The 25,052-nt window shown below is 50.4% G+C and carries 11 protein-coding genes and 1 tRNA gene; 5 read left to right on the top strand and 7 right to left on the bottom strand.

Annotation, left to right across the window (positions count from 1 at the left end; translation table 11 throughout):
• Together AAA857_RS05955 and AAA857_RS05960 are read left to right on the top strand one after the other, a co-directional pair.
• Complete coding sequence (locus AAA857_RS05955) at nucleotides 1-984, top strand: hypothetical protein (RefSeq protein WP_338174043.1); 984 nt, start codon at nucleotides 1-3, stop codon at nucleotides 982-984.
• A 24-nt stretch (nucleotides 985-1,008) separates the two neighbouring features.
• Nucleotides 1,009-3,792: a hypothetical protein gene (locus AAA857_RS05960; RefSeq protein ID WP_338174044.1), complete on the top strand. Its 2,784-nt coding sequence runs from the start codon at nucleotides 1,009-1,011 to the stop codon at nucleotides 3,790-3,792.
• Nucleotide 3,793: 1 nt separating this feature from the next.
• Here the strand turns inward: AAA857_RS05960 and AAA857_RS05965 are convergent, their stop codons facing one another.
• The 6 genes from AAA857_RS05965 to AAA857_RS05990 form a co-directional block, all read right to left on the bottom strand.
• Complete coding sequence (locus tag AAA857_RS05965; RefSeq protein ID WP_338174045.1) at nucleotides 3,794-5,356, bottom strand: acyl-CoA carboxylase subunit beta; 1,563 nt, start codon at nucleotides 5,354-5,356, stop codon at nucleotides 3,794-3,796.
• Between the two features lie 37 nt (nucleotides 5,357-5,393).
• Nucleotides 5,394-6,749 carry a Glu-tRNA(Gln) amidotransferase subunit GatD gene (gene gatD, locus AAA857_RS05970; protein WP_338174046.1) on the bottom strand — a complete coding sequence of 452 codons (1,356 nt, stop codon included), beginning with the start codon at nucleotides 6,747-6,749 and terminating at the stop codon, nucleotides 5,394-5,396.
• Nucleotides 6,750-6,787: 38 nt separating this feature from the next.
• Nucleotides 6,788-9,235, bottom strand: a complete 2,448-nt coding sequence (locus AAA857_RS05975) for an FtsX-like permease family protein (protein ID WP_338174047.1) — start codon at nucleotides 9,233-9,235, stop codon at nucleotides 6,788-6,790.
• A 9-nt stretch (nucleotides 9,236-9,244) separates the two neighbouring features.
• Nucleotides 9,245-9,958, bottom strand: a complete 714-nt coding sequence (locus tag AAA857_RS05980; RefSeq protein ID WP_338174048.1) for an ABC transporter ATP-binding protein — start codon at nucleotides 9,956-9,958, stop codon at nucleotides 9,245-9,247.
• A 5-nt stretch (nucleotides 9,959-9,963) separates the two neighbouring features.
• Nucleotides 9,964-10,620, bottom strand: coding sequence for a TetR/AcrR family transcriptional regulator (locus AAA857_RS05985; RefSeq protein ID WP_338174049.1), 657 nt, complete (start codon nucleotides 10,618-10,620; stop codon nucleotides 9,964-9,966).
• A 78-nt stretch (nucleotides 10,621-10,698) separates the two neighbouring features.
• Nucleotides 10,699-10,828: transfer RNA gene (locus AAA857_RS05990), tRNA-Met, on the bottom strand.
• Nucleotides 10,829-10,958: 130 nt separating this feature from the next.
• Between AAA857_RS05990 and AAA857_RS05995 the strand changes: the two genes are divergently transcribed.
• Entirely contained in the window at nucleotides 10,959-11,876 is a 918-nt protein-coding gene (locus AAA857_RS05995) for a hypothetical protein (protein ID WP_338174050.1), read from the top strand.
• Nucleotides 11,877-12,106: 230 nt separating this feature from the next.
• Here the strand turns inward: AAA857_RS05995 and AAA857_RS06000 are convergent, their stop codons facing one another.
• Nucleotides 12,107-13,063: a replication factor C small subunit gene (locus AAA857_RS06000; protein WP_338174051.1), complete on the bottom strand. Its 957-nt coding sequence runs from the start codon at nucleotides 13,061-13,063 to the stop codon at nucleotides 12,107-12,109.
• Between the two features lie 149 nt (nucleotides 13,064-13,212).
• Here AAA857_RS06000 and AAA857_RS06005 point away from each other — a divergent pair, with 149 nt between their 5' ends.
• Both AAA857_RS06005 and AAA857_RS06010 read left to right on the top strand, forming a co-directional pair.
• Nucleotides 13,213-22,392 (top strand): DNRLRE domain-containing protein, encoded by a 9,180-nt coding sequence (locus AAA857_RS06005; RefSeq protein WP_338174052.1) that lies wholly within the window; start codon nucleotides 13,213-13,215, stop codon nucleotides 22,390-22,392.
• A 16-nt stretch (nucleotides 22,393-22,408) separates the two neighbouring features.
• On the top strand, nucleotides 22,409-25,048 hold the full coding sequence (locus AAA857_RS06010; RefSeq protein ID WP_338174053.1) for a hypothetical protein: 2,640 nt from the start codon (nucleotides 22,409-22,411) through the stop codon (nucleotides 25,046-25,048).
• The last annotated feature ends 4 nt before the right edge of the window (nucleotides 25,049-25,052 follow it).

Consider the following 25,052-nt stretch of genomic DNA (forward strand, 5'->3'; position numbering starts at 1 on the left):
ATGGGCGAAATCCGGTATGGGATTGCGGGTTCTCCCATCACCCATAGTTTGTCACCGCTGTTGATGGCGCTCGTTTGTGACCATCTCGGCCTCGTGAGCCGAACGCGGTCACTCAGCATTGAATTGGTCGATGCAACTTCCATCTCTGACGCACTGGCGTGGGGGTACGCTGGTTCGGTGCCCCGCCCACAAGAATGGGATTTGACACAGGCAGTATTCGGTAAATTCAGAACGACTGCACTGCTTGAAAAAGCAGTAACCGCGGCACGAGCAGTAAAAATCCCTGCAGCAGCCCTTGCTCCGAAACGAGAGGCCTTTGATGGAGCGGTGGCTTCCAAGCATGCACAAAGCCTCCCGACCCGAATGTTTGAGAATGAAATCTGGATGAATCTCACCTCGCCGCTCAAGCATCAATTGGATTCTGAGGCTGTAATTTGTATCGACACCTCTCGCGACATCAAGAGTATTAATGCACTCAGATGGGATGGCAAGGGTTGGTGGAGTGCCGGTTTTGACGGCCTCGGCATATGTGCCGTCATGACACATCATGGTTTTCATCCTCAACATACCGTTCTCGGTTTGATTGGTGGCGGAGGTGCAGCACGTTCAACTGCTCATGCTTGGTCGCAGAACGGCGGCTTAATTCGTTCATTAGGAGGAGGGCGAGAACTTGGGAGCGGTCCTTGGATGAATTCAATGACGGCCAAAGAGCCAGATGTCGTCGTGAATTTTGAATCAGGAACGCCAAGTTTTGATGTTGACGTCCTTCTTCACGCATCCTACTCCAACATGGATGGGGCACTTGACGAACGAGTGGACCGAATGATTGCTATGCCTCTCGACGGACGATGGTTGCTCGTCGCTCAACATCTTGCTTGTTGGAAACATCTATGGGCTCCGGAACGAGAAGAAGAACTTCCTTCCCTCGAACTGCTCTTGAATCGCTTGATTGTGGCTGAAACTACTCTTGACAAATACGCATGACTACGAAGCCTCTAAGGAGAAGGAATGGAAGGAGAAGGCGTGAACATGGTGAAGAAGAATCCACAACGTTGGCTCGGGGTGTTCCTGGCAATGCTGATGTTCATCACGCCTTGTTCCGCTCTGTTGATGGAAAATCCGAATTTTCAAGAAAGTCATGATGGTGTTGATTTCCCCGTCGGTTGGACTGAATTTCGCCTTGATGGGGTGTTCTCGCCTGAAGTTAGAATGGTATACCCAGCAATGAATGACGGTGAGGATAAGGACATGGCCGGTAACGGGCCGTTTCCTTGGACGGTTTTCATCGGGGATTCAGGTGAAAACCTTGATGCATACACGCTTTTTGTTGAAGAACTTGCCAAGCGTGGTTTCATTGTTGTCGTGACTCAACCCGTGCAAGACGAGACCGATGTCGAAGAAACCCTAAGTTTTCTAACCGACATCGCAGAGATCATGGGTTCGCAAAACCAAACCAATCTCCATGTGATGGGGAGTGCCGGGAATGTTGATGTTGACCATTGGGGAATCGGTGGTCACGGTAAAGGCGCTGCAGCGGCTTATGTTGCGCTTCCTTACTTCAATCAAAGTCAACGTGCCGATACCGTTCAGCCACCTCGTAGTCTGTTTGGACTTGGTTTGGACCTGGACAGGTTTGATTCTGGTGAAGATTGGTTCAATCCCTCGTATTCTCCAGTTTTCCCACGCCCAAACACCGGCCTATTCATCACTGGGACTGTGGATGAAGTGGCTCCATCGACTGCTACGATGGAACGCTTAGAAAATGCAGGAGGGTATGGATGGCACTGGATGCACCTCTTAGGCGCAAACCATTACCAGTTCCAAGATTCGCAGTCGTTCTTTGAAAGCGATGGGGATGCAACCATGAGTCAAAGCGCCCAAATTGAATTGAGTTCTGAGCACGTCATCGCTTACTTGGACGCCGTGTTGCACGGGGACAATGATCGTTTCAGAGATGCACTTAATCGTGCTGAAGGTGCGCAAATCGTGAGCGATACCAATGCCTATGTTGACGAAAACCTTGAGCAAAGTTCCTTCCTTATTCTCAACAATACGACCGTCTCCCCTGACACACAAGATGCTCTTAATGCGACACAGACCTTCGTCATGCAAACCAATTGGACCCTGCGCGACGGAACGGTGTTCGCCGAACTCCCTGCGAATTATGATGTGAACGTGAGTTGCGGGTGGATTGGTGAAGCATGGCCCACTGCAGGTTCAATTTCTTCCGGCGGGACAGCAACGTGTGAATACCCAATGGCTCCAGTAGCTCCTGGTTCCCACAAGGCATGGATGCGTATTTCGGTTGAAGGAGCACCCTCCACAGTTCATTCAATGGTGGCAAGGACCAACACGCCAATGATTCTCGCCTCCCCGCCCCCAACGATTTACTTGCCTCAACATGGGAGTTCAACCTTCACTGTTTCAGACGCAGCCACCGACCCTGATGGAACACTTGTCCGCGCGGTAGAAGCAACCTTGATTGGGCCAAATGCCTCACATTTCGGTGTGATTTTGGGTGGAGACGGACTTACGCTGGAACTTGTTCATGCTGTTGAAGAAGAATGGTTAGGGGAATGTTCACTTGAACTGAAACTCAGAAGTGACGGAGGGGTCATTGACGAACAGAACATCACCCTTCGCGTGTTCCTGTCTCCGGTTGACGACCCCGTGGTGAAGATTGGAACCGTCCCGCAACAGGTGCTGCTGGAAGACGGTCCAACTCTCAATTTTGATTTTAGCGATGTTGTGCTTGACCCTGAAGGTGAATCACTTCTCGTGTCGGTTAACGGTGCAAACTCGGGAACAGATGGCCCTGTCCAGTTCTCTGTTCAAAACGGTATTCTTACTCTGACGCCTCTTCCCAACCAGTATGGCGCAGTTGTCCTTGATGCCTTGGTGGGTGATGGAACAACGCCTGGGCTTGAGATTGAGGTTCCTGTTCTTGTAGAATCCACAGACGACCCCATTACCATCAACCAGTCGGCTTGGGTCAACGTCACCATGGATGAGGATTCGACTCATGTTCTGAACCTGACATTGATGGCCTACGACATCGATGGAGATGTTCTCACATGGTCCTCTTCACATAACCATTCGGAATTGTCTGTTCAAAGGGTATTGAATGAGTTTTTGATCACTCCACAGCAAGATTACAACGGGCAATTTGACAGTGTTTGGGTCAATGTTACGGACGGGACCACTTCCTACAACCATCCGTTCACGATTACAGTACGGCCAGTGGGTGACCTTCCCTTCGCCTCGGTTACCAGCATACAGCGTGTGGATGGCAGCAATACAGCAACCATGCAATGGAGCGTTTCAGATGTTGATGGTGTGCTCAATACGAACGCAACGGTATTCTTAGACGAACAAGAGATTGATGTTAGCCACTCGTGTTTGAACGAAGGGCTTTCTTCAGCACAATGCGTGACGCTCATTCCGGTTTCATCGGATTTGGACACGATCGTCATGGTAAAACTCAAGGTTCACGATGACGAATTGGATCGAGATGTTGTTGCCACCTACGCCCTTGACTTGACAACATCTTCAACCAACACAAATTCTGGGGGTGGGGGTGACTCCACCGGCTCCTCAGTGGGTTCACAAACCACACTGGTCATTGCAGGCCTTGTTCTCATCGTTTTGGGTGGGCTCCTGATGTATGCAGTCCGTTCTCGGAGTGCAGGTGCCCTGGCTCAGAGCGGAATCAAAACCGTAGAGGTAGAGGTCGAAGTTGATGCTGAGGATGAACCAAGTGGACTGCTCGCACGAGCCAATCGACTTCGCTGAATCACAACGGTATGTTTCCATGTTTCTTTGGAGGCGACCATTCACGCTTGGACTTGAGAATGTTCAATGCACGTATGAGTCGCAATCGGCTTTCAGAGGGTTCAATGACGTCATCAAGCCATCCATTTCGAGCAGCAACATAGGGGTCGCCAAACTTTGCCTTGTATTCGTCAACAAGCCGGAGTCGGACGTTTTCCTTTTCCCCATCAGGGACGGCTTGGATTTCTCTTCGGTGGATGATGTTCACGGCTCCTTCGGCTCCCATCACCGCCAGTTCAGCGGTTGGCCATGCAACGTTGTAATCACTTTGCAAATGCTTGCAGGACATAGCAAGGTAAGCTCCTCCGTAAGCCTTGCGTGTGACCAAGGTCAATTTTGGTACGGTAGCCTCGGCGTAGGCGAACAACAATTTGGCCCCGTGGCGGATGATTCCACCCCATTCTTGGACCACTCCGGGGAGGAATCCAGGCACGTCTTCAAAGGTAACAAGCGGGATATTGAAAGCATCACACATGCGAATGAAACGGGCAGCTTTGACAGATGCATCGATATCAAGACATCCAGCAAGAACTTTTGGTTGATTTCCAACGACGCCAATCGGCATTCCATTGAGGCGTGCGAACCCGATAATGATGTTGTCCGCGTAGGCAGAAAAGAGTTCCATGAACATGCCGTCATCCACGACTTCCTCAACAACTGCGACCATGTCATAGGGCTTGTTTGGGTTGTCGGGGACAACATCCTCCAGGGCCTCGTTTGACCGTTCAATAGGGTCGGCAGTTGGGACGAAGGGTGGGTCCGCCATATTGTGGTCGGGGAGATAGGAGAGGAGCATGCATGCTAAATCACACGCATCTTCCTCATCGTCAGCGATCAGCGAAGCGATACCTGAGCGGGAAGCATGGAGGTTCGCACCACCTAAGCCAGCCGCATCGACTTCACCGCTCATCACTTCAGGCGTTTCAAGCGGCGAGGAGAGGAACAATTGTCCGTTTTCTTCCCCCAATATGGTGAAGTCGGAAAGTGATGCAGCAAGTGCAGATGCGCCAACAACGGGCCCCAGTACGATGCTTATGGTAGGAATTCTTCCACTGCATTGGACCAAGCGGTCCAACAATTCGCCGGTTCCTGCAAGTGCATTGACACCGTCTTGGGCGCGTTGCCCACCTCCATCCCACATGGCGATGAGGGGGGCTTTTGCCCGTTCAGCCATCTCAACGATTTTTGCGATTTTAAGGGCATGCATCTCGCCCATGCTACCGCCGTGAACGCTGAAATCTTGGGCGAAACAATAGATTCTTCTTCCATCAATGGTGCCTTGTCCAGCAACAACTCCATCCCCGAGTGTTTTGTGAAGAAACATGTTGTGGTCATCGGTTCGGTGCGTGACGAAAGCATCGATTTCAAGAAATGAGCCTTCATCAAGTAGCATTCCTAGGCGGTCCCTGGCAGTGCCTCTCCCCGATGAGCGAATGGCTTCTTGGCGTTTTAATCCACCACCCAGGCGGGCTGCTTCTTGCTTTGCCTTGAGGTCTTCAAGCCGATGCGCTGAATCCCTCTGCATGTTCCTTCCACTCCTTCTCGGTTTTTGATTGGTGCGCTCATTCAAACAAGTTATCGCGGTGTTCTCCACAGAGATTTTTTGCCAACATCTTCTTCAGTTCCATTCCTTGAGACAAGCACCAGTGTGTTTTGACAGTGATCGCTTCGGGTGTCGAATTGATACCGTGTCCAAGAAGCCCCATGTCAATTTGTTTTCTTCCCTTGGAATAGACGTTCATGTCTACGGGGCCATTGATGCATTGATTGACGACGACAACCGGAAGTTCCCGGTTCATGCAGCGGGTCAAAACGCGCCACAATTGCGTGTTTTCTGGAGCGTCTTTTTGCGGGTCATCAATCGGGAGGTGCCCAAGTCCAGTCCCATGGATGACCACGCCCTGTACCCCGGTAGAGATGACGGCCTCAATGTGTTCAGCATGAAGCCAAGGGCCAGCCAAGAATTGTGCAATGCGCTGACCTGGTTCATACCTCGTAGGGTACTGGGTTTTGGGCCGGCCAGGGTTGTTTTCTTGCATTTGCTGGTACTCCGGACTCAGTTTTGTTTCGAATCCTTCTGAGGTGATGGAGATGTGTGCGAGAGCTTGGCCGTTAACCGCTTGGAATGCATCTCGCCTTGAAGAATGCATTTTGCGAACAGCAAATCCTGAATGAACTGCCATGGTTCCATCGCTTTGGGAATCGTGCATGACGACCGTACATGCATCGCCTGCATCGCCGGTTGGTGCTGGGCCGTATGCGGCCCAATGTACGGCTGCGAGCAAGTTCTCCGATGCGTCAGATGAACCTCGGTCACTTGACCTTTGGGAGCCCACCATCGCTATGGGCCCAGGGGGCGTCTCTCCCTTTCCTGCGAAAGCAAATCCAACAGCTGATGCAGTCATGTGCATGGTGTCTGTTCCGTGGGAGATGACAACGCCTCGGCACCCATCTGCAAAGGCTGCTGCACAGGCTTCTATGATGAGGTTCCAATGTTGTGGGCGGATGTCGTCGCTGAACATGTTTCCTATTTTGATTGCATCAAGTTGTGCGATTGAAGCCAGTTCAGGAACTGCATCAAGGAGTTCTTCGGGCTCAAATCGTGCTTCAACGGCGCCCGTTGCATAATCCACTTTTGAGGCGATCGTACCTCCGGTATGGATGAGGCGCACTCGAGGGAGGTCAGTTGATGCCTCAGGGGCATTGAGGGACGCCGACGGTGTTGATGGTTTAACCGATGCGTGCTCCCAAGAGACGATGTTTTCTTGAGGATAGTTGACGTTGTATCCGTTGTCAAGTTTGATCGAGATGTGACGGGGTGCAGGTGACGGTAAGACCAAACCTTCGTGCGTCACTTCACCGTTCAACGTTGAGACCGTGGCGGTGACGCGTTCACCGGGTGTTGGGAGGCCTTCCATGGCCTGTGGAGGAGAAGACGCCACATGAAGGGTTCGCTTCACTGAGATAGGTCTTTGATTTTCTCGACCAAATCCATACGTCGGAGTCTCCAGACTCCAATCGGAGTCATGGCGATGGCGATGGCGATGACTCCTCCCATGAGTTGGAATGCAACACCCGGTACAATCGTTACCGGGACGAAGAATTGCCAAGATGAAAATGATGCTGCTAATCCAACCGCTCCTCCGTATGCAAACAAAACCCCAACAATACCACCGATGATTCCAATCAGTAGGCTCTCAAACAGAAGCATCGTCCCAAGACTGCGCGTGGATGCACCAAGAACACGTAGTGTAGCCAGTTCGAAATCACGCTCAGCGACGTTCATAATCATTGTATTGAACATGACAACAATCGTAAACAACAGGCCAAGGTACATCATGGTCTGGAAAATTTGGGTCTGTTGGTCAAGCAGACTGTTGATGCCATTGAGGAGTGTTTGTCTCTCCACAATTCCCATCGAGGCCTCTCCTAGAGCAGAATCAACCTCAACACCTTCAGGAAGGTCAAGGTAAATCGAGGTTGCATTGACGCCTAAAATCCCGCTCAAATCTTCCCGTAAGAAATACATTGTTCTCGCTAATTCTGCCGTAGATGTGGCGGTAACCTCGACTTCGGTATCAGCGCCATTGAGGTTGACAGTGTGCTGGTCTCCAACGCTCCAACCTAGGAATGTCATGCTTCCTTCATCCATCATCACCTGAGTTAATCCAGCAGATGAAGTTGGAGCATCTCCGTCTAAAATTGAAACTGAACGCATGCCCTCATCAAACGAATCAAGGCCAACAAGAGTGAACACTCTGTCAATTCCATCGCCGTCAGCCACTGAACCAAGTGGCATTTCAATAATCATCTCATACGAGGCTGAATTGTCGGTTGCCCAATCAACGACGGGGCCTTCGGCCTCCGGCATGATGTAGACTTGTGCATCCCATGTCTGGTCGTCTTCCAGGCCTCCAACCACCGTTTCTTGGAGTCCAGCAGACATCATTTGAATCGAGCCGAAAAGCATCAATGAGATCCCTACAGCCACAAAAGTCATCGTTAGACGAATTGGCTTACGCACGCTTGAGCGAATAGAAAGTCCAAGCGTTGTTGGCATCCAAGAGGTGAGTTTTCGCAGCAGGTTTGACCCCACTCGCATCTCGTTTTGACCGCTTAATACGGCTAGAGGATCCAGACGGCTTGCCTTCCACGCAGGGAAAGCACCCGAGAGGAACACGACGAGCATAGTCGAGCCGATGACAGATACAACAACTGAAGTTGGAATCGAGCGTTCCACAATTGGAACACCAACTAATTCTTGGTAAAAGTCCAACATTCCATTCATGCCGCTTGGCCCTGCTAATGCCCCAAGTGCACACCCGAGCCCACCAATCGCCAATGGAGCAATGAGGTAACCAGTCATGAGCGATGAGCGTTTGACCCCGAGTGTTCGCAGCACTGCGATTTCCTTGGCTTGACTTTGAACCAGGCGTTGAAGACTCAAGACAATCGTGATGGCTGCAATTGAAGCGATCATGACGGTAAACGGGACGGTCGTTCGCTTGGTTCCTTCCAAATCTTGTCGCATGACTTCGACGGGTTCGTTTTGTCCCCGGTCGCGAATACGGGCGTCCAACGCTGCTTCGCCAAGAGCGGTATTGACAAGTTCCTTCACGCCATCGATCTCATCGCCTTCTTCTTCGCTTGTATCGGGTAAATCAAACGCTGGTGTGCCTTCGACATCCAACAGAATCATGTTGCTGGTGCCCAGGACTTCACCGGTGAGACGAGCCATTCCAGCATCGGAAAGGTAACCAACGACGTATTGACCTGGCTCGGAAGGAAACAATTCACCTTCAGGCGCAAAGAGAACGTGAAGGGGGTGGTATCCCATACCCACAATCGTGAAATCGGCAGTTGCATTTCCAGCCCCAATACTCACAGTATCGCCCAGGCTGAGTTCAAGGGCTTCAGTAACGTGAGCATCGATGACAATTTCATCAGCAGCAACCGCAGTTCTGCCTTCTGAATGTCCTTCAGGCATCCATACGCGGTCGGCATTGGCGCCGTCAGGGATGCCATGCCATAGTGAATTGATGATGTGCTGACCGGTATCGTTGGTATGGAACATCGCACCTTGTGTTACGGTTCGACCCTCGCAAGAGTCAAGCGATGGAGAAACGGATGAGGATTCCCACGCCGTATCCAAAGCAGCGCAGAATGAATTGACTTCTTCGGGCGTCCAAAGAGCACTGCGGTTGTCAACCCACAGATCTGCAAGGTTCGCCCCGTTTTCATCGTCGGCTTGCATGGTATCGTACATGCCGCCTAGGTTGTGAGCGTAACCCCCAAAGGTAATACCGGCAAAAACACCGACAAACACCATCAATACCACGGCCAGAAGCCGTAATTTGGTTCGCCATAGGCTTCGAGCCAAGCGCTTGTTCAAGAGAGCAGACATGGCAACACCTCACTCCGAAGAATCGTTGTTCGTTTGTTCGTCTGAGACAATTTTTCCACTGTCGATTCGAATAACTCTAGTTGCATACTTGACTAAGCCCTCGTCGTGTGTAACGAACACTGAGGTGATGTTTTCTTGCTTGCAAGCACTCACCAAGGCTTCCATCACTTTGTTCGAAGTTTCGGTATCGAGGTTGCCGGTGAGTTCATCGCCGAGTAAGAGGGTTGGTCGCTTTGCGATGCTTCGAGCAATGGCTACTCGCTGCTGCTGGCCCCCACTGATTTCACCAGGAAAACGGTCGACTTCAGCTTCTAGACCAACGAGTTTCAACAATTCCTTGGCTCGAGCTGGGTCTTTTTTACCAGCCAATTCTTGGATCAGAAGGATGTTCTCAAGAACGGTGAGGTCTTGCAAGAGATTGAAAAATTGGAACACATAGCCAATATTCTCTCTTCGAAAAGAGGTCATTTTCTCGGAACTGTTCCGGGGGACGTCATCCAAACCACCCGTTTGTTTGGACATGAAGGTGTAGGCTCCGCCGGTTGGACTGTCAAGGGCTGAAAGACAATTCAAAAGCGTGGTTTTTCCGGAGCCCGACGGGCCGAGAAGAATCACACGTTCGCCTTCGTGAATTTCGAAACTTACACCATCTAGGGCTTTAACAACGCCTGCAGGTGTTTCATAATGCCGTTCTAGGTTTTCCATTTGTAATAATTTGCTCATTTGTTTCACCTTTTTGTTTCAAAGAGTTGCTTAAACATCTCGAAGGATTTGTCAGGCACTTGTTGTTCACTCACACGCCCCTCTTGCGTTTCTTGCATCAGCCACACCTCATATTCGGTGTTCATGCGAATGAGTACATTGAGGGGGACATCATCACGGATTGCCCCAATCTCTACCCCGTGTTCGAGAATGGCCATAATGTCACCATACTCACTCAAGCCCTCGCATTCTGCGTTCAACTTACGGAACATCGGGTGATCGGTCCCCAGCGAAACCAATTGACGCATGAGGGACATCAGGACTGGGTGCTGAAAAACATCATTCCATTGCTTTGATGAAATCGTTTTGAATGAATCCCAATATGTTTGCTCGTCACTCCCCGTCGGGAATGAAGCGTTTCCAAAACCGAAACTCCCTGTTCCAAGTGCTTCATCCAGAAAACACGTAACGAACAGGTCTTCTTTGTTTTCAAAGTAATAGTACATCGATCCTTTTGAGATGCCTATTTTTTGAATGATTTTGTTGTACGAAGCGCCATCGAAACCGTGGGCAGAAAATTCACCCTTAGAAACATCAAGAATCCTCATTTTGAGGGATTTGTCAATGGATTCGTAGCGTGCAAGAGGCATTAGACCGGTTGGTCCGACCGGCTGGTCTAACATAAGGTTAGTGGCCGATGAGGCACGACAAGGATTCCAATGAGGCTTACACTGCGCACCGTCTCATGCTAAGGGGTGTACTGGTGCCGGGAGCGGGGCTCGAACCCGCGACCTTCGGATGTCTCAGACACCACAAGGGGCTTGCACGTCATACGATTGCCTTGGAGGCTGCCCTATGAGTCCGACGCGCTACCAACTACGCCACCCCGGCTTACCCAGCGCTGACCCCATCCCTCTTTGAAGAAATCGGAAGTCAATCTTCCTGATTGACCTGAAAACGAGTCCAATTTTGATGCCGTCTTACCGTAGTGTTCTAACACCCCCTCGTCTCCCGACGGGTTATGGTGGACCTCCAAACAGCCATGGCCGCGGCCCAAGCATCCGAACGGAGGTCCAAAGGCGGGCGGGGTGCATCCGATGAGAAAAAGAAGCGCCGCTCTGGTTCAGATATGGGGATCGAACCCTTTGACCCAGTAAAGTATGTGGGCAAAGAAAAGGCAGACACCTCATCCATGTGGTTGGTGATTTTGTTTGCTTTCACCGTAACAGCCCTGATGCGTTATGTTCTCATGCCTTCCACCACAATGGACAAAACCGACATTCTCTACATGCTGCCTTTGGTGATGATTATTCTCATCCCACAAATACATCGCACCGTTATGCCTGAACGCTTCCAGGAACATTATACGAAAGGGACATGGTTCAGAGCGGCTTTTCTTTACACGTTCACGTTCCTTTCGCTGTCCTTCCTTTTGGTCAACCCTCCGTTTGGAGACATTGTTGCTCCTCAGGTATCCAACGATTGGGCCATTGCTGTTGATAATGGCGAAAATTTCACCTTTGCAGACGGGAGCGGAAAAGATGGGCTCATTGAGTGGCAACTGACCGATGGTGAGTACCTTGAAGGAAGTGTTTGGTTGCTGTTTGGTCTCGCCGACAACGTCGGTAATGAAGATGCCAACGTCACGGTGACCCATCGCTTCCAAACTACGGATCTTGACATCGAATCCAATGCGACCTTCTGGCCCGAATATGAAGATGAAATAGGTACATGGAAAACGGTCAAGAATCGTAGCGCTCCAATCTTGCTTCCGCATGGGGAGCAGGACCAAGCTTTTGCTCTCAATATTGGTGACTCGTTGGCGGTTGGTGACCACCGGTTTACGGTTGAAATTGTTGAACAGGGAGACCCATGGGTCAACACTCGCATCTACGAGTGGACCTTTTCCATTCAAGCACCTGTTGCCTCAGCCGAGTAAGTCGCTGTGGGCCAACATAATGTGATTGAGAAGGGAATCAATTCGCATAAAGTCGTACTGTTCTCTCGCCAAAATAGTTTGCTGTCTCCTCCTATGCCATCGGACTAACGGGGCAAGGGCGGTCCAACACAAGGCGTTTCCAATTCGTTCGGTAACGTGGTTCATATCTTGTCCTGATGGGGCCGAGATACCTTATTTCCCTAGGCCCCTTGTGAAAAGTGAAACTGAAGTCAAGGGACCAAGTGTTTCACAATTTGGGCGGTCAACGCATCGAGTTGAATCTGTTCTCCCCCGCCTTCAACCAATCGGTAATCAATTTCAGCCATCCATTCGGTTAATTCGAGCTTGGAGCGCTCCTCGAGGAAGTCAGCACTGTACAGTTCCCGGTGCAATTGATTGACAAAATCTGTGCCTGCTAGGCCGAACTGGTCCAAGAGTTCCCTCAGCCTCCGGCGTGCAACATGAAAGCCATCGTCACGGCACGACATGAGGTAGGCATGCAGGGCTTCTGGTGGCGCTGTTGCTGAGGTTTCATAGACCAAGTCCCTTGTGACCGTTGTATTGAGAGCGGCGGCAACCTGCAAGGCGGTAAGCGCCTTTCGAAGGTCTCCTTGAGAAATTCTTGTCAATGCTTCCAGTGATCCATCCTCCATCGTCAATCCTTCGAGTTGGGCTACATGGGCGACTTGTGAGGATACGTCTGCATCAGCGAGGGGGCGGAATCTGAACACCGCGCAGCGTGACTGAATGGGCTCAATAATCTTGGACGAGTAGTTGCAGGAAAGAATAAACCTACATGTTTCCGCATATTGTTCCATAATACGACGCAATGCTCCTTGGGCATCGTTGGTCAAGGCATCTGCTTCGTCAAGAAAGATGATTTTGAACGCTGCGCCACCATAGGGCTGGGTTCGTGCAAATTGCTTAACCTTTGTACGAATGCTTTCCAATTTTCGTTCATCCGATGCGTTCATCTCAAGAAGATTTTGTCTGTACTCAGGACCAAAAATGTCCTTTGTAAGAGCCATTGCTGCAGTGGTTTTACCGGTTCCAGGTGGGCCGGCGAAGAGGAGGTGTGGGAAATTCTTGGTCCCCGCATAGGTTCCTAATCTCTGAACCACTGCGGCTTGTCCACGGATTTGGTCAACCGATTGTGGACGGTGTTTTTCAACCCAAAGTTCACTCATGCTGTGGCCCCTCTGCGACGAGCCTCCTTCAACATTCGCATCGTATTTGGAATGAAGCCTCACCGAGAATGAGGCGGTTTTAGAGGTGAAATCCATGACCTCCGAGGGAAAAGACCGTATAACGGTGAGTCGTGTAAGGGACGAGTCCCATGAGTCGTATTCCGTCAAACACTCGCAGCAGTACTGCGCTCCTCCTTGTTATGATGTTCCTTCTAGCAGACCTTCTTCTGCCCCAAACTCTTGAAGGATGGACCGAACTCGATGACGAAATTTCACCGCAGCACGTCGTTTCCACACACAGTCCAACGGCTGATACGTACATCAGTATGGCCAGTCCAAGCAGCACTTACAACACCTCAGCCTCGGGCGTTCTCTCCTCGGGCTTGATGGCTGATTCACGACTTCTCTTGCGGTTCCCGATGAATTACACATCGAGCGATACCGTTCACAGTGCGACCATTGATCTGCAATGTACAACCGATGTTCTCGGGCCGACTGCGATGTCGGTGTATGCTGGAGAAATGAAGCGATCATGGAACGGCTCATACGCATCATGGTCGGTTTATGCTGACAACATGATGTGGTCTGAATTGGGTGCGAATGGTGCTTCCGACCGTGGCGTGTGGGAGCCTCCGGTTGAAGTAACTGGAAACGGGACCGTATCGCTCAACGTGACTTCCATTGCACAAACAGCAGCACGAAATAACCTCGGCAACCTTTCCGTCATCGTGTCCTCTTTGGGTGCCGAATACGAATGCCATCTTCTTGAGACGACCTCTACCTCAAACCGCCCCCAACTCATTTTGAATACCACCAGTAGCACTCCCAACGCCCCCCCGACCATCGAAACGGCCCTCCCAATCCCTGACGGTGCGCCGTGGATGGAAAGTGATTTCCTCCTCAAGCCAGTGACGACGCCTTCTCTTTCCTATGACAACAACAGCGGGTCAGATGTTGAGATTCAACTGAGCAACAATGAGGATTGGCGGTCCGAGACCGACCAAGACTGGGTTTTCTCCACCCTTACAACCACGTTTGGAGCCACGGGCACTTCTGGATACTACACGATCCCCTCATCTCTATCGCTCACCAACGGATCCACCATGCACATGAGGGTCCGTTCGGTTGATTCAACCGGTCAGATTGGGAATTGGGACGTCACGAGTTTCAAACTTCCTTCTCTTGATGTCTCCGACAACGGTGACGGTTCGGCGACCATGACGTTTTCACCGTCTTCCGTAGGCCTTGTTGAAGATTTCATCCAAGACTCAACAGTAAGCGAAACCGCAAAGTCAGTGGCTCACGGTGAATTGGTGACCCTGGAGTCAAGCATGACTTCCAGCAAGGAACGATTGATCCATATTCGCACATCGCTCGACCAAATTGGGCTGCATGATAACCTCACCATCGTTTCAGCAAAGATGGACCTCACTCGGTCAAGCTACACCGGTGACCCGGTCGTGTCACTGCACGGCATGGAAGATTCAGGTTTATGGGATGAGGAAGAAATCACATGGAACAAAATGTCAGACACCGGCATCACTTGGTATGACGGCGGCCGTGGAAACGGGACGGCGACAGTTGCACTTGCTGATGGCAATAAATCATCCTCTGCCTTTTCTTTCGAAGCAACTCAGGCCGTTCAGAACTATCTGGACAGTGGAGACGAATTCCCTCTTGACATGATGCTAGCGGTTCGTGGAAAGTACCAAAGTCATACCAACGGCGAAGGAATCCAATTCCATTCAACAGAAGCAGCGAACAGCGCAGACATGCCCTCCTTTACATTGACCTACAAGTGGGGGAATGGAACCGCTCCAGCCCCCGTTCAACTAACTGCACCGGTTGACGGTCTTGCGATCTGGAACAAATCCGGGCACAACTTGTCCGGAAACACACAACCAACCCTCAATTGGACGCAGCCGTCAACAGGCGATGATATCATCTTCGAGATGGCCACAGACCAAGATTTCCGTCTCCGTACATGGCGAGTCGACACAAGGACCGATAACGATTTCTCAGCCAGTGATGGTACGCTAAACATGACCGGGGCCAATACACTTGACCTGGGCAACATGTACTTTTGGCGTATGTCTACCGTCGACAGCGACGGCCATTACGGAGAATGGATCAGTTCCAGTTTCCTCATCTCCAACCTTGAGAGCACTCATTTGGGTAACGACCGATACACGTTCCGACTCAAGCACGGTAACGGTACCAATGACAACCAGTATCCGGAATGTATGGATACTTACATCGATAGTGGTGGGCCAAACGACAATTATAACGGTGACGAGGAAATTATTGTGGATTACAATACCCTGCCGTCCGAGACGACCACCCTGCTCGGATGCAATCTCGTTTCCAATCTTCTTCCCGACGGATACGCTGTAGAATCTGCATATCTCAGTATGATGCTAAGTACGGACCCGTTCAACGCCCCAAACGTTGCACTTTGGGAAAGCAATCAAAACAATTGGTCCGATGATGATGCAACTTGGTCCAGTTTCGATGGGTCCAATTCGTGGGCGACCGCTGGAGCAAAAGGCGCAGAACGAGGCTCACTCCTTGACAGCACAACGGTAGGCACGACCTACAGCGAAGGTGACCGCGTAGAATGGAACGTCACTCTTGCAGTACAAAACGCCATGCGAGAAGACCGCCGAGTTGACTTTGTAGCAGGCATTCTTGGAGCAGGGTCAGGAAGTTCCCGAACGGCTTACTTTTACGCAGCAGAAGCAGACATGAGCGACCGACCAGAACTTTCCTTTGTCTATGTTCCGGGTTCAGATGCAGTCCCCTCAAACCCCTTGCTTTCTTCCCCCCTCAACGGCTCATGGTCGATTGGAACTGGCGTGGACATGACTCCGATTGCTCGACCAACTCTCAACTGGTCTTTTGCAGGGACCATGAACATTGGAGGCTATTTGGTCCAATTGGACCGTCAACCGGATTTCGCTTCAGTTAACGCTCTAACGGTAGCATCTTGGAACAATGTTGGCTTTGATACCACTAACCTCACCTACACGCCTTCTTCTGACCTGGACAATGGAAGTACGTGGTATTGGAGAGTGCGTGCAGTCTCCGCCACGAACCAGATTGGAAACTGGTCCAATGTGTATCATTTCCATGTACCCGACCTCACGACTACCGTTTACAATTCGACGAAGGCATCGGTTGAACTGAGGCACCATGGTGCACTCCCTCACATGAACCTTCCACACTTTGTTGACACCTATGTCATCGAGAACGGCAGTGGTTCTGACTCCACGTATGAAAATGCGACCACCTTAGAGGTCGGTGAGACCAGTTCTGGATATCAATCCGCAGCTCTCATTCGCATTCCACTTAGCCAAGTGCCTCAGCCAACAAATTCACGAGTAACAGGGGCTGAACTCAGCCTCTTTGCAGAATACGATTCAGTCGAAGGTGAGCCTGTTGCAGTACGTCCAGTATTACAGAGTTGGACAACAAGCGCAAACGCTACCACGTACGACGGCGTGAACAATTGGTCTTTGCGAGGCGGACGAGATATCGGCGTGGACATTGGTGGATACGTTGACCTTATTGACAGCGTAAGCGATGACTGGATGGATTTCGATGTGACAGAAGCTGTTCAAGGGGCACTTGCAAACGGACAAACCCATCTCTCATTGATGATTTACAGTTCGTACACTCCTACTTCTGATTTAGTCAAATTCACCTCATCAGAAGGCAGTGCGTCCGAACGCCCTTATCTCACGCTAACATGGGAAAATGGATTGGTTGCCACTCCGACTTCTTTGGGCCAAAACGTAGCCCCAGCCAGCAACAGCATTGCTTGGGACACAACATCCCATGCACTCACTCCAGATTTCCAGCCGACCCTGTCTTGGAATTACTCCGGTCAATCGACAGTTACCGATTGGCGCTTGTTTATCCTCGAAGATGCTGATGACGATATGTCGGGACTCAACTCCTACGATTCGCGAATTGAAACCTCATCCTTTGATCTCACTAACCTCACGTTTACACCACCAAATTCTTTGGACTTCACACAAGAAATCCGATGGATGGTTCAACCTGTTAACAACGGAATGCTTGGTCCCCGTAGCGCTTCAACCAATTTCTACATACCTGAAGAACTTGGCTCAGAAATCAACTCAACGGATGCAACCCTTTCAATCCAAGAAGGAGCATATGTGACAGACCTCGCCTATCCTGCTGTGATGGAAGATACGTATTTGGACAGCGGAAATACGATGGCGAACAAAGGTGGCGACACGATTCTATCAATTGGCCGAAGCCAGTCGTCCTACACAAACGCCGCATTGCGAACAAGTTCATTGATCGATATTGATTTCACAAATCTCCCGATGCCGGGGACATATGAGGTGTTGAATGCAACACTCGAAATGGATGTTCTGAACGCCAACGGAGTCGTCTTCATGACCGTGTCTGAAATGACATCCACTTGGAGCGAATCATCGGTTTGGGCTTATCCTGCAGGAAACACGACCACATGGGCAGGACCCGGAGCTTACCATTCTGCAGATTCTGAAGCACCGTTCAACGGTGGCTTTTGGGTCAACAATACCGGTTCTTTCGCAGCCAATGTCACGGCCCTCGTCCAACACGCACTTGCTGGTGGGCAGAACGGTATCAATGTGATTTTGCAGCCCGAAGAGGTCAATTCAGGAGTCAATGGACGCCTCACTCTTGCAAGCAGTGAGCACCCAAGCGTTGACCTGCGACCTCGTTTGAACATCACCTACCGAATTACGAATCCATTCCTCGTCGTTGCACCAAGCGGCCTTCAGCCCGTTGACGGTGCGACCCTTTGGGACACCACACAACCACGACCATCTGGACAAAATGAAACGGCCTTCTCTTGGAACAGCACCGTCACGAATGAATCTCAAATGGTTGCCTGCTTTGCTTCCAACATGCGGTTTACGAACGATTTGGAATGCTTCTCCACGGTTGAGTTGCTGAGCGGCTCAATTGATAATGCGACTTACGATGCGCAAAACAACACCGTTACAAATTCAGCAATGGACAAGGGTGACGAATGGGTGTACTGGCGTATGCGGTCGGACCAAGGGGACCGTATCGGTGAATGGTCCGCAACTCAGAAGTATCGAAATCCAGATGATTTCGGAACAGGCGATGGGAACGGAAATCATACGCTTTCCTTGCAGAGAGGAAGCATCTTTTCGGAAACAAGTGTTGTGCCCATGGTCCCTGACCTTTCGATCGATTCACAAGCCACGGTGAACAACGGTGGCTCATCAACCCTCATTTTGGGCACCCCGGCCGCTGGTGCGGGTGAAAGCCGTATTCTCATCGAATACGATCTCTCCACCCTCCCATGGCCTTCAGCCATGACCCCAACATCGATGGTCATGCGGTTGTATCAAAACACGTTCAGTGGAAGCGTTTCCACAACTGTATCTGCCCATGCATGCCCTGCGTTCAGCGAATCTTCTACAGTTTGGGCAAACGCACCAACCTGTTCTTCCTCAGAAATCACTCGAACAACCATCCCTGCAATGTCGCCAAGTGGATGGGTGGATTGGGACCTCACCAGTCTCGCTCAGAGCAATATTGCCAACGGGAACACGACCATGACCGTGATGCTAAAGCGTGTGGGTACATCCTCGGCCACGATTGTTTTTGATTCATCTGAAGCATCAACACAATCCCAGCGCCCAACACTGGTGCTGGAATACATCGACAACGTGAACGGTATTGTTCCGCCCAGTCAGCCGGTCCAGATTGCACCGCCTGACGGCACCGTGCTGTACTCGGAATCAGGTGGTTTGCTCTCATCACTCACAAACCCAGTTCTTTCATGGTCTCCTGTCACTGGAGCCACGGGTTACATTCTCACAGTAGCCAATGAATCCGGTGTTTACAAGTACAGGTCTTGGGAAGATTCAGAGATTACCAATACAACCTTCCGTTTCAACAATAATTTGACGGCCGGTTCGGTATTCACATGGTGGGTTCAGGGTGTCAATCAGTCCATCCCTGGCCCTTCATCATCTCGATGGAGTTTTGCCGTTGGTGATCCGAACCATGTTGATAACAATGATTTGACGTTCACATACACCTTCCAAACCGGAAACGAAGTGGCTGCCTATGGACATACCAACATCCAAGATACCGGTTTGTACTCGGAATCCGGAAACGATAATTTTGGTGACGATTCATCCCTCGCAGTAGGAACATTCTGTGGCGTTTTGTGGACGGCCGAATGCCGTGCTACTCTTTCACTGGATACCGGCCAAATCCCGTTCCCTGTCTATCAACAGGTTCACTCCGCATCCCTTGGTTTGTACATCAATGATTGGACTTCTGCTGGTGGAGCAACATCGGTTTCTTTCTCACTTCATGAAGTGCTGAATCCAAATTGGTCCCACACCTCAGCAACGTGGAACGGCTCAACTACCGGCGTCAATTGGGGTTCGCCTGGAATGCAAGCAGGGGTTGATTACGCGACATCGCCAATTTCCACTACTGTTCTCAACGTTGACAGCACAGGATGGGCGTGGTTCGATATTGGAGTTGAAGGAATGTCCGTCAACAGTCAACACACATGGATCATGATTGGAACTCCTAACTCTGGAGATGCTCATGCCTCGTTCTACTCGAGCGATTCTCCGGCCTATGACAATCGACCTAAGATCTTGCTCAACACGACCAATGTGTCCTCCATTGACATCACTCCTTCAGGGTCAGTGAGTACCGATGCAGACACAGCCATCAATTTCAATTCAGTAGCATACGACCACTTGAGTATGGTTCAATCGCCACCGGTGCTTTGGACTTCAACCTCGGGTTCGATCGGTCTAAACGGACTGTTTACTCCAACCATCGCAGGCACGCATCAAGTTCAGTCATGCTTTGGATTGGTGTGTGGTGTTCAAAACATCACAGTGACCCCCGGCGCTCCGATAACCCTCGTTGTTTCTCCACTCACTGCAACAATCTCTGCTGATGACACGCTTGCCATCACAGCTGAGATGGTTGACCAACATGGAAATGCAGTCCCTGGCGAACCAATTCTCTACACCCCAACCAATGGAAGTATGAATGCGGTTACGCCCAATGTCTTCGAACCTTATTCATCGGGGACGCACATCGTTCAGGTTCGTCATGCTGTCACGGGAGGTTCGTTCGTTGATGTGAGCATTACGGTCACAACCGGTGCTCCTTCGTACTTTGAACTGAGCGGTTGTGCAGGAACAGTGCCTGCTGGCGTTTGGTGCGGTATTACCGCAGAAGTATACGACCAATTCGGAAATCAACTCGACATTACAGAAGCGGGTAATTTGACGTGGACGACAACGAATGGAAATTATTCAGAATTGAATGAACAGTACTTCCCTGATCATGTCGGCACTTGGTGGCTCAACTTGACTTCGACCTCTGGTGCTGGTGATGATTTGATGATCACCGTAGGCCACGGAGCGATTCAATTCCTAGAACTCAATACCTCCTCGACTTCGGTTACTGCAGATGACAGAGTATACATCAATACTACACGGGTTGACGTCCGGGGCAATCGCTTAGCAGTGATTCTTCCATCGGATAACTGGACCAAGAAGGCAGACGGGCAGTTAACAGCCGGTGCTCCTGCAATTTGGGACCCTGTTTCACGAGGTTCAAAAACCATTGAAGCACGATATGAATCAACACTTTCTGAAGTGGTGATCACCGTTGTGGAGGGCGAAATCCAGACCTTGATCATCGTTGTTGATGACGAGGAGTCAACTTGGGAAACCTTTGACATTACATCGGATGAGACGCTTGAGGCTAAGATACGAGCCATTGATGCCAAAGGCAACAAATGGGACGTTCAGGCGAATTGGAGCCTGGACCACCCAACAATGGGTGAATCCTCCTCGTTCCTTGAAAAGGTCCTTGGAGATTCCACAGTGTTCACTCCATATTTCGCAAGTGAAGATGCCTACGTGATGACGGCAACATACTTCGATGGAGCAGTTTTACACGCTGTCTCAATCAACGTTACCGTGGGTCATGGTTTCCTCCACACTGTTTCCATGTCCGCAACAGCAACCAACCCTCAACAAACAACGGGTTCAACCTTCGACATGACTGCGGATTACGGCGTTGATTTCATGGCTGAACTTTACGATTTGGACAGCAACCGAATCAATGCAAGTCAATTGACTTGGCTTGTGGATTTGCCGAACGGTGAAACAATAGATGCGACAACAGATTTGTTGCTCAACGACATGAGCTGGATTCCAGAGACGGTCGGCGTTTACACCGTGACCGCATACAGCATCAGTGAGACCGGTTACAACATCTCGGATTCAGTTAGTTTCACCGTTTATCACGGCGTACCAACGACGGTTACGGCCTTGGTGACAAATTCGAATCCGACCGCTGGCGACTTCATCCAATTTTACGTGAATGCTACGGACCAATACGGTAACGTATTCGCTCAGAACGTTCAATGGACTGAAAATGAAGGCGAAGTCGCTGGATTGGTCGCAGATGATGATGCCGATGGTGCGTACACCTACGGTGCAGAAGTTGCCGGAGTTCACACGCTCGTTTATCGAGTGAACACCAATGTTGAATCCGTTCTCCAAGTGAATGTTTCTGCGCAGAGTTTGGTTGACCGACTTGAAGTCAATCTAAGCAAAACTACCTTGGAACAACTTGCATCATTGGAAGTGAGCATAAGGGCCTTCGACGCCTTTGACAATGAAATTCCTGTTCCTCCAAGCATCAAGGTTGATGCATCAGGACGCGCAACGGTCACCATGATCAGTTCAGAACTATGGACCATAACCACATTGGATGACGACACCCAAACCATTAGTGTCAATGTAGGGTCGGTTCGTGTGGATTCGGACATCACAGTGACTGGTACCACTGCCGGTTTCTTTGAAGCAGGCGGAACATTGTATTACGTTGGGGCGGGTCTTCTCGGACTTGTAGCGATTGTGTTGCTGGTCTTATTGGTCATGTTCATGCGGTCAGGTAACGAAGGCTGGGATGAGGATGATTACGATGATGATGACGATGATGATGCTCCAGCACCGGGTCCAAGCGGTCCAGCACCGGGTCCAAGCGGTCCGGCACCGGGTCCAAGCGGTCCGGCACCGGGTCCAAGCGGTCCAGCACCGGGTCCAAGCGGTCCAGCACCAAGTACGGTTGAACCTGAAGCAGAAGAGGAAGTTGAATCCTCAGTTGAGGATGATGACAGTTACCGCGTCGATGAAGATGGAACTGAATGGTGGGAAGATGAGGAAGGGACCTGGTGGTTCCGCCTATCCGGCCAAGAAGAATGGGAAGAATGGACGGAATAAATTGGAGTGGATTTAGATGCAGGCTAAGGACATCTTGATCGTGATGCTGATTGCAGCGACCATGGTCGTGCCTTCGCTTCATTTGGATACGCCTTCTGAACTCGACCATGAAGATGTTCTCGCTCATTCAGGGACTACCGACAGAGTTGTTGTCGACGGTTCCCCTTCTGACATGTCAGCGGATGAGGTGATTCAGTTTGAAGCAATCATTTACGATGCAGTCAATACGGTCATCGTTGGAAACGTGAATTGGTCCGTATCAAACGGTACCATCAGCGATGATGGATGGTTTTACCCTTGGTCCTCAGGAACGGTTGAAATCACTGCTGAATACGAAGGTGTAGAGGGCAGTTTTAACATCACAGTAATGCCTGGTGTTGCAACGTCAATCGAAGTGACGAGCACCCAATTCTTTGCGAAAGAATCGGCTCCACTAACAGCTGATTTGATCGACGGCCGTGGAAATCGTATGGCTGGTGGACCAGGAATGGTGTGGGACATTGATGGCATGTATTTTGGCCAAGGAACACCGACGTTTACTCCAGATAGCACTGCGTCCTTTGAATTGAAAGTCCGCTACAATCAGCTTGAAGATTCGACCGTCGCTACTGTTTCAGCAGGCGCTCCATTCGAATTCGTCTTTAGCCAAAACTTGCAAGTTCGTGCAGGAACACTAACGCTCATCCAACCAACACTGGTTGACCAGAACGGTTACGAGATGTCTCTTTCCTATACCCCCTCAATTGGGTGGTATGCTGAAAACGGTTCATTCAATGCCCAAGGTGAATATTCTGCAACCAATACCGGCCGTTGGGCCATTAGCGCAACCTCGGGGAACATCACTGGAAGCGGATTCATCGATGTCATCCCAGGCGACGCAGTTGCTTCAGAACTCAAGTTCGTTGATGACCCAGAAGTATTTGTCGCTGGAGAACGGTACGAAGTTGTCTTTGATCGAAGGGATGAAAATGGATACATCGGTTTTGTTTCACCCGATATTGACTCAATCGCAACAGATTCGGGGGGCTTGTCAGCCGACGATGGACATGTTTACTGGAGTCCTTCCGAAGTGGGCAGTGCGACGCTCACGGGTACGGATGGAAGCGTTTCCACTCAACTCGTTGTTGAGGTAGTACATGGGCAAGCCATTGAAGTGGTCATGGTGAGTGAGCCCATGGTTGCATTTGCAGGTGACCAAGGAGCCATTTTACTCAATGCTGTTGATGTTAAAGGAAACACTTGGGTGGTGAACGGAACCATCACCATGAACATGGGTAATGCTACGCAAATATCCGACATGGGAACCTATCAACTGGTTCAAGCCACTACGACTCAATCTTGGTATTTTGAAGGGAATTGGTTTGATAATGAAACAGGGTCAATGTTTGTGACGACCTATGATTTTGATGTTCAACCAGGGCCACTGGCTTTCATTATGCTTGCAGGTGACGGTGAACAAGTTCCCGCAGACGGGGAAATTGATCTTTCTCCAGAGTTCTACGATGCTTACGGCAATCAACTCTCTGAAATTGATTTGAATTGGACGCTTGATGATTCAGACATCACTCTTGAGATGATACTCAATTCCAATCGTTGGGTTCCATCTTCTGTGGGTGGCCACGAAATCAGAGTCAATGCAGACGGTGTTTTTGCTACGATTCGACTGACGGTGACAGCAGGAACCGCTCACGGGCTGGTTACTGACATGGATGATGGTCTTCTCGTCAAGGCAGGAGAGCCTACAGACCTCTTCGTTCAAGTGGTTGACGTCCATGGAAATCTTGCAGAAGCTACCGCTGTTACGACCCCGTTAAATTCCAGTCTCGGAGAACTTGATGCATCCCCTACTGGCCTCGGCTTCTGGCAGTTTACCGGAAAAGAAAGCGGAGTATACGAATTGATTCTCCAAGAAGAAAGTGCCCTTCACGTCATTCCGCTTACGGTGGTTGCTGGTGAGCCCATTCGTATCCAAGCCAGTTTGAATCAAGAATCAATGGCTGAAGGTGATGTTGTTCTTCTCGAAGCATTTGGAATCGATGAATTCGGGAACATTGTCGCTATGGAAGGCGAAAATACCTCCGTTGAATGCAATGCAGGAGATACGAACTTCGTTACTGAAGGAACATGGGAACTCAGTTTGACGGATGGTGGGACTGACCGGACATGCACGCTTCGTTGGAACGGATTGCTCGCTCAGACATTCTTTGACGTGGATGACGTACTCCTTGGCGGAGCCGTCGGTTCTACGAATACAGCAATGTCAATGGCTGCATTATTGCTTTGTTTGATTCTTGCCGTCCTGGTCGTTCTTGCTCGCAAGGCATCTTCTGTTGAGGTGGCGGATTGGGTCGACGACGCGTTTGATAGCGATGATGATGATGCCGATTACGAAGACGATGATGATGATGATGGCGATAACGGTGAACAGGAAGCATTCTCTGAATCTTCAGAGGTTCAAGACCACACACCGTCAAACAAACATCACGGGTTATCTCCTGAAGACATTACCAAACTTGCAAAAGAGGCTGGAAATGTTGGCGTTATGCAGGCTACTCCTTCAACGAAACAAGGTCAGACGGGATGGTATGTAGACGTTTCAGAGGAACTGCAATACTGGGAAGTTACACCTGAAGGCGATTGGATCCGTCAAGAGTAGTCTC

The organism is Candidatus Poseidonia alphae, from assembly GCF_943787815.1.
GTDB classification, from domain to species: Archaea; Thermoplasmatota; Poseidoniia; order Poseidoniales; family Poseidoniaceae; genus Poseidonia; species Poseidonia alphae.

Coding starts and splice junctions, on each gene's coding strand:
- AAA857_RS05965 (WP_338174045.1), bottom strand. CDS start 5,356: ATGCAGAGGGATTCAGCGCATCGGCTTGAAGACCTCAAGGCAAAGCAA.
- AAA857_RS06005 (WP_338174052.1), top strand. CDS start 13,213: ATGAGTCGTATTCCGTCAAACACTCGCAGCAGTACTGCGCTCCTCCTT.
- AAA857_RS05960 (WP_338174044.1), top strand. CDS start 1,009: ATGGAAGGAGAAGGCGTGAACATGGTGAAGAAGAATCCACAACGTTGG.
- AAA857_RS06010 (WP_338174053.1), top strand. CDS start 22,409: ATGCAGGCTAAGGACATCTTGATCGTGATGCTGATTGCAGCGACCATG.
- AAA857_RS05955 (WP_338174043.1), top strand. CDS start 1: ATGGGCGAAATCCGGTATGGGATTGCGGGTTCTCCCATCACCCATAGT.
- gatD (WP_338174046.1), bottom strand. CDS start 6,749: ATGGAAGGCCTCCCAACACCCGGTGAACGCGTCACCGCCACGGTCTCA.
- AAA857_RS05975 (WP_338174047.1), bottom strand. CDS start 9,235: ATGTCTGCTCTCTTGAACAAGCGCTTGGCTCGAAGCCTATGGCGAACC.
- AAA857_RS05995 (WP_338174050.1), top strand. CDS start 10,959: ATGGTGGACCTCCAAACAGCCATGGCCGCGGCCCAAGCATCCGAACGG.
- AAA857_RS05985 (WP_338174049.1), bottom strand. CDS start 10,620: ATGTTAGACCAGCCGGTCGGACCAACCGGTCTAATGCCTCTTGCACGC.
- AAA857_RS05980 (WP_338174048.1), bottom strand. CDS start 9,958: ATGAGCAAATTATTACAAATGGAAAACCTAGAACGGCATTATGAAACA.
- AAA857_RS06000 (WP_338174051.1), bottom strand. CDS start 13,063: ATGAGTGAACTTTGGGTTGAAAAACACCGTCCACAATCGGTTGACCAA.